Annotated in this window: 6 protein-coding genes; 1 reads left to right on the forward strand and 5 read right to left on the reverse strand. The window is 33.7% G+C overall.

Going from position 1 to position 6,531, the window contains the following annotated elements; all coding sequences use genetic code 11:
• Nucleotides 1-150 precede the first annotated feature (150 nt).
• Nucleotides 151-1,545: a homing endonuclease associated repeat-containing protein gene (locus tag AC4J95_RS18150; protein WP_494551052.1), complete on the forward strand. Its 1,395-nt coding sequence runs from the start codon at nt 151-153 to the stop codon at nt 1,543-1,545.
• A 708-nt stretch (nt 1,546-2,253) separates the two neighbouring features.
• On the opposite strand, the gene AC4J95_RS18155 is transcribed toward AC4J95_RS18150, so the two are convergent.
• The 5 genes from AC4J95_RS18155 to AC4J95_RS18175 all read right to left on the reverse strand — a co-directional run bounded on the left by AC4J95_RS18155 (nt 2,254) and on the right by AC4J95_RS18175 (nt 6,040).
• Complete coding sequence (locus tag AC4J95_RS18155; RefSeq protein ID WP_494551053.1) at nt 2,254-2,772, reverse strand: hypothetical protein; 519 nt, start codon at nt 2,770-2,772, stop codon at nt 2,254-2,256.
• Between the two features lie 189 nt (nt 2,773-2,961).
• Complete coding sequence (locus tag AC4J95_RS18160) at nt 2,962-3,693, reverse strand: hypothetical protein (protein ID WP_494551054.1); 732 nt, start codon at nt 3,691-3,693, stop codon at nt 2,962-2,964.
• A 91-nt stretch (nt 3,694-3,784) separates the two neighbouring features.
• Complete coding sequence (locus AC4J95_RS18165; protein WP_494551055.1) at nt 3,785-4,588, reverse strand: DUF5677 domain-containing protein; 804 nt, start codon at nt 4,586-4,588, stop codon at nt 3,785-3,787.
• Between the two features lie 205 nt (nt 4,589-4,793).
• Complete coding sequence (locus AC4J95_RS18170; RefSeq protein WP_494551056.1) at nt 4,794-5,261, reverse strand: GNAT family N-acetyltransferase; 468 nt, start codon at nt 5,259-5,261, stop codon at nt 4,794-4,796.
• 335 nt (nt 5,262-5,596) lie between these two features.
• Nucleotides 5,597-6,040: a hypothetical protein gene (locus AC4J95_RS18175; protein WP_494551057.1), complete on the reverse strand. Its 444-nt coding sequence runs from the start codon at nt 6,038-6,040 to the stop codon at nt 5,597-5,599.
• Nucleotides 6,041-6,531 lie beyond the last annotated feature (491 nt).

Raw genomic sequence — 6,531 nt, forward strand, 5'->3', positions numbered from 1 at the left:
TTTCCTCATCAAAATTTGAAAAAACTTGATAACGTCTTTCAGATTCATCTATGTTATCGTTCTCTCAAACGGAAAATAAATCGATACAAGGTTTATTCGTCTACTAAAACAATGAAAAATAAGTTCAAATAAATGAGGTGGAAATTAACGATGACCACAAGAGTCACTGAGGAGTTCTTGATAGAAAAGCTTAAGAAATTTGTAGAAGAACATGGACGAACACCCTTGCTTAAAGAGTTTGGCCATTCTGGAAACATCCATAGATTTTTCAGAACCTATACAAATTTCCTCGAAAGTCAGGGCTTCGACAAGAAAAGAACGATTAAGAACAAAGATGAATTAGTGAAGGAGCTCCACGCTTTTGTGAAAGCAAATAATCGTATGCCAAAAGCAAGCGAGTTTGGACATTTTTCGCTCGTTCGCCGCTATTATGGTTCTTCCTATGAGTTTTTTAAAGCGAATGGGTATGAACCACTGCTTCATGACAACCAAATGTCTAGTCAAAAAAGCGAAGAACTAGAGAAACCAAATGATCCTGTTTTAATCGAATCATTGATAAGCAAATTGGCTGCCTATGTAGAAGAACACGGACGTACACCTACTGCAAAAGAAATGGGACATGAAAGGCAAATAAAAAAACTATTTGGATCATTTAGTGCGTTTATTCATAGTCAGGGCTTTGCTACTCGCAGGGGGATCACCAAAAGTAAACTGGAACAAAAATTTGGAACCTTTGTCGAGGTAAACGGACGGATTCCAACGAGTGTTGAACTCGGACACCGGTCTGCCGTTCAACGATTATATGGCAATTATCCAGCCTTTTTAAAGGCAAACGGCTACGAACGAGAATATCAGCTGAAGGCCAGAAAAAATTATGTCTCAAAAGAATTCTTGATTAGTAAATTAATTACGTTTGTTGAGGAGCATGGACAAACGCCCACTGCCACAGAGATGGGATATAAAAAATCGATAATAAACTATTTTGGATCCTATACTGCGTTTATTCGTAGTCAAGGCTTTACTACTTGCAGGGGAATCACTAAAAGTAAACTAGAACAAAAATACAAAACCTTTTTTGAAGCAAATGGGCGAAAGCCGACGATCGCGGAGTTCGGACATTACGCTGCCATTCAACGACTATATGGCAATTATTCAGAATTTTTAAAAGCAAATGGCTATGTCAAACCAGAAAAGAAGAAGAAAAAGACACCATCAGCTCCGAAACCTGTTATCACATCCACCTTCTTAAAAGAGGAGCTAAACAAATTTGTGGACGAAAACGGACGAATCCCTACTTCTAAAGAACTTGGCTATAGCGATTTTATAGCTCAAAAATTTGCCTCATATACCGCATTGCTTCACAGCCAAGGATACAAGTTACCAAGTGAGCAGCTGTCAAAAGAGGAACTGCAAAACAAATTACGAACATATGTCAAAATAACTGAGGAACTACCAAAATACGATGAGTTCGGGTATCACACGTCCATCAAAAAACTATTTGGATCGTTTGAAGCATTTGTTCAAGCAACTGGCTATGAACCATAACCTCACCGCCTCAGCTCAACTACAAGTTTAGATTGATCTCAAAAAATACTAATAGTTGCGGCTGTCTTCATAGAGACATTGTCCACTAAAAAAGATTTGGTCGAAAATACAAGCCTTGATTCTACTCAGGGAGAAGTAACGAAAGCAAGCTAAACAGATGGATGCGGTGTCGTGTAAAAAAGGAAAGAAATTAATCACTATTCAAAGTAAATGTTTTTTTCTAAGAAATTTCGATAATCTGGAAGATGCTGCAGCTGCCCGCAAAGCCTCCGAAGAGAAATGTTTCGCTCCAATCTTAGAAAAGTACAATGATTAGCTTCATAAAGACTAATAAATTCTCTTTTTCCTGTCGCTTAAGCTTCAATTAAGTTTCATCCGTTATATTCTATTCAACCCTAACAAATCTTTTCATTTTGCCAGTTGCAAACGTAACTGGAACTCCTTTCGCATTACCGAGTGCAAAGGAAAACAAAATAGAGCTGGAAGCATCGACACAGAGTAATCTGCATCAATGCTTCCAGCTCTATTTTTCGATAAGGAAGGTACGGGTTTAAATGTAGAGTTTCATCACCTTGCCCATGCCTTCAATGATTACTGATTTAAAGCTATTTCAACAAAACACTTTCTTACCATTTCAACTCATTTCAAATTAATGCAGTGGAAATGCAGTACAAAATTTCTCATCTAGCGTGGGGCGATTTTTTTATCTTATTTCTTTAGTATTTCAAGTTTTTCAAGAACTTTATCAAGTTTTTTACCCATAATTTCTAAAGTCAATTCTTTACCTGTTTTTTCTCTGATTTTATTGATAGCCTCATCCTCAACTAAACTATTGTGGTCAATAAAATAAAGTTCCTCGCCGTCCTTCATTATATAGTTTGAGCTTGTTTCATTCTTGCTGTCATAAACAACAATGAAACTTTCCCCTTCAGAAATTTCACTATACTTTATTTCCTGATCTTCATGAAAATCATCCTTGAATCTTGCAATAATTACTTCATCTTCGATTAAGTTACACAAGTACACTGCTTTAATTGCACCTGTGGAATACTTATATATTAACTTTTTTTGCTCTTTCTCATCAACGATTTCATAAAATGTTTCAAATTTTACCTGCTCCAATTTACTAGTATATTCCAAAGTCATATAAATACCCAAAATTGAGACACTGAGCGAGATAATCGCCGTTAAAATAATATTTGCAGACCATTTAAAAAAAGAAAACATTATGCCTCCTTAAAAAATTATTTACATTCTAAATTACACAGCGATCAAGGCAACAAACTTTTTCGATGCCTTATCGATTTTTCTATTTCAACTGTATTACTGTTATAGCATATAAAATCGCTCAAACTCGCAATCCTTTTTACAGATTACAAATGCAAAAAAATCTCATCTAATGTGGAGTGGACGGTTTTATAATTGATTGCTTATCCCATTTTCTACATATACAGCTGGGGTTTCGTCATCCAAAAACACCCTTATTGGCATTGACTTCCAAAACTCATTTATTGCCTCGCTATACATATAGAATTCATCAGTTCCTATATTTAGAGCTTCGCTATCTAAATAAATTGAGTCCCAAATAGTTAATCTATCATTTCCTTCGTCGTTAGGCAGATATGATTCGAATTTAAAAAAATCAGGTCTAATTTTTCTTAATTCCTCCGCTGAACGTCCTTCACCATGCTTTAACACATTAACCAACAACCTTAACTCTTCAATTTTTGAAAGCCCCTCAATTTTACTTTCATCGATATTAGCTTTTAAAACTTTCATGACGTCAGAATAGCTTAAGCTTTTTTCAAATGTAAAATAGTTTTTCAGCTCCTTAGTCACAAAGGATATTAATTCGTTTTCCCACGTTTGGCAAAGTAATGCCAAAAAATTGTATTTATGCATTGATACAGCATGATTTAAAATATCTGCTGCATCAGAAAGTCTACCCTCGAAAAAATCGGCGAAATCAGAAGGATCGGTATCCGGACCACTTGGAATACTTGAAATTTCTGTCTCGACTTCTTTCTCATATTTTTTCCATAAAGCATCTTTATCAATTTGGGTGTCTTCAAATATTTTCTTTACTCGATAATTATTCCATATAAATTTTTTCACTTGATACGGCCAAAAATAGATATGTGGCAACATAAAAAAACTCCTTTTATTTTTAGTATACCAAAAAAGCCCATCGGTTGATGGACTTCTTGAAGCAGTCATTTTTCGCGGTCATCTGTTCTCTTTATAGAGTAACGTTTCTTTTTACATTTATGTGGAATGTCCGTTTATGATTTTGCATATTATAATACTCATAAAGTCGACTTATAGTTTCAAAAAGAAAAAGGCAAAGAATATTTTTAGATAATTTAGGATCCATTAGTGGTCTTAAAAGAGCTACTTTTTCGTTTTCCTTATCCACTTGAATATATTCACTTGCATTAGCTGAATGAGTCTCTCTTGAAAAAATTCGATATACCATAAAATAAGTGGTGTGTTCATCAACCTTTCTACATAACTCCTCGAAGTTATTTGTTTTTCCGTCAAAATCATACCATTTTCTCGGTTTCCCTTCATAGTTGAAACAACTGAGATACTGTTCATTGGTCTTTCGAATATATTCGGGATTTGAAAAATCAGTATTACTTTCTCTTATTTCATCCTTTGATTGACCTAAAAAATCTCTCGCCGCTCTAGATTCCTTGCCATTCATTAAAAGCATTTCGTAGAAGCGAATACTGAACAACTTATCACTAAGCATATATGCACGAGCTCTATTATCAGTATCATCCAAAGTAATATACTTTAAATAAACATGATTTTCGAACGATACCCGCAATAAACTTTCAATTCCAGCGTGAGTTACGGATGATTGAAGAGTAATTACAGATTTTGATATTTCTATTAAATTATTCAGCAATCCAATAATCGCACCATCGCATAAATTTAACGGTTCATTCCTACCGTTTAACGCTTCCGTAAATATCCTTTCTAGCAGTTTATCAGCTTGTTTTATTAAATATTCAAGATCAGTCATTTTTGATTCCATTAAAGGTCACCTCCGTACACTTTAAATCTTATAATGAGTATAGCAAAATTACGCTAACTCTTGCAGTTCTTAGCGTAGAACGTATACTTTGCCTTATGAATGTATTTTTGGAAATTGAAATCTTTTGTGATTATTTAGCCAATCTCATTAAGTCAAAAAAGGAAGGTTTAGATAGATACAACCTTAATGCTTTATCATTACCCTATCAGTTACCTTCAGATCCAAAAACAAGCTCTATTGATGGATCATATCCTAAGTGTTTTTCATAGTATTTTCTTAATTGCTTTTTATTCATCGCATTTTCTAAACTATACCCCTCAATTCCTTTTTGGTTCGGAGCAATATTTAGATGTATCTCAGTAACATTTATCTCTTTCGCAAATTGAACCAGCTTATCTAAGAAAAATGAAGCTATTCCTTTACGCCTATAATTGATATCAGGAACATAAATGAATTGTATTTTCAGATAGTTAGACTCCTCATCAAAAGCTCTAATTAGATTTTCACTTGGTGAGAGAAAGTCCATAACAAACAACTCTTTACCCTCCTTGTTTTTCAAAACGAACTTCTCACCGTATTCCGTTTCCATACCTTCCTCGAAGTGGTACTCGACCTCTTCATTGTATAATGCTTCCGGAATCCCCCATGATTTTATTTTTTCTTTCATATCCATTTTATTCACCTCATCCAAGTATAGCAAAAAAGGAGAGTGTTAGAACAATACTAAAAGTATGGCCTATTATTTCAAATCTGGAATGAGTTTCCCATTCGTATCATAATTAACTACTTTCATAAAATGACCACCTTCTTGATTGTGAGTATAAAAAAGCCCATCAACAGATGGACTTATTAACTTTTTATTTTTTATAGAAGATTATAGCTGTTCAATAACACTCCTACTATCAATCTAAAAGATGCTCCAAGACAAGTTTCTTTTTAAATTCATTAAAAAATCTTCATTTATCGTAAGACTATCGTTCAACTTGTGGATGTTTTTCATACTCAAAGTTATTTTTTGCTCATCATTTTAATTATATCCCATTTTTCAAAATAGTCTTTTAAGTCTGGATATACATCTAATTGTTCTCTGATTTTATCAAACTGGTTCGTGTTATCTGTTGCAACACAATACTTAAGTTGGTTTAGATAATAATTACTATCCGCCATACAATATCTAATACCACCCCTAACCTCTGAAAAACCGTATTTTTCCATATATTCAATTATTTTTTCTTCACTTTTCTTATGAGCCGTTTTATTATCAGTTAACCCTAATGGTATCCATTCCACAATTTTTAAGGGCTTATTCTTCGTCGTTAATGATCTTCCCCCCTGTAAATGCTCAGTCATGATATTATCTTGACTCTTAGAGGTATGACCTATGTAATAGCTGTAACCATTTCCTTCTAATTCCATAACATATATATATCGATAGCGTTTTTCATTCCCCATATATATCTTCTCCTTGTTCATCTAATACTGTTAATTTCAAATATATCAAAGATCCCTAGCCACATGACTAAGGATTTAATTTTCTTTTTAAAAATCATTTTCTCTGCTATTCCTCATCAAGCAACTTTCGCATGTAGTATCTGAAGTAGAATCTTACATCGTAAAGATTACTAGAAAGGTGTTGATAGGTGTTCGTTCCATTCAAGTGACCTACTATATCTCTAATTGACCAAATATAACTATTAGCTACTGTACTTTCATTAGGCATATCTCTATATTCCTTTTTAGAATACTCCTTGTATTCCGCCTGTATATTTTTATTGATTCCTTTAAAAATATCTAACGCTTTTTTTGATTTGCTTTTGTCTTCAAGTCTAATAAACTATATGCTTCATTGACTAATGAGACATATTCTTTAGCACGTGAAATTACTGAATGTTCATCATAGTCGCCAGAAACAAAGTTAAACAATACTAACTCCATCAAATTAC

Source organism: Enterococcus sp. GPZ-007 (assembly GCF_059374735.1).

Bases quoted from the DNA above. Each gene is read 5' to 3' on its own strand.
- AC4J95_RS18150 (WP_494551052.1), top strand. From the start codon at position 151: ATGACCACAAGAGTCACTGAGGAGTTCTTGATAGAAAAGCTTAAGAAA.
- AC4J95_RS18155 (WP_494551053.1), bottom strand. From the start codon at position 2,772: ATGTTTTCTTTTTTTAAATGGTCTGCAAATATTATTTTAACGGCGATT.
- AC4J95_RS18160 (WP_494551054.1), bottom strand. From the start codon at position 3,693: ATGTTGCCACATATCTATTTTTGGCCGTATCAAGTGAAAAAATTTATA.
- AC4J95_RS18165 (WP_494551055.1), bottom strand. From the start codon at position 4,588: ATGGAATCAAAAATGACTGATCTTGAATATTTAATAAAACAAGCTGAT.
- AC4J95_RS18170 (WP_494551056.1), bottom strand. From the start codon at position 5,261: ATGGATATGAAAGAAAAAATAAAATCATGGGGGATTCCGGAAGCATTA.
- AC4J95_RS18175 (WP_494551057.1), bottom strand. From the start codon at position 6,040: ATGGGGAATGAAAAACGCTATCGATATATATATGTTATGGAATTAGAA.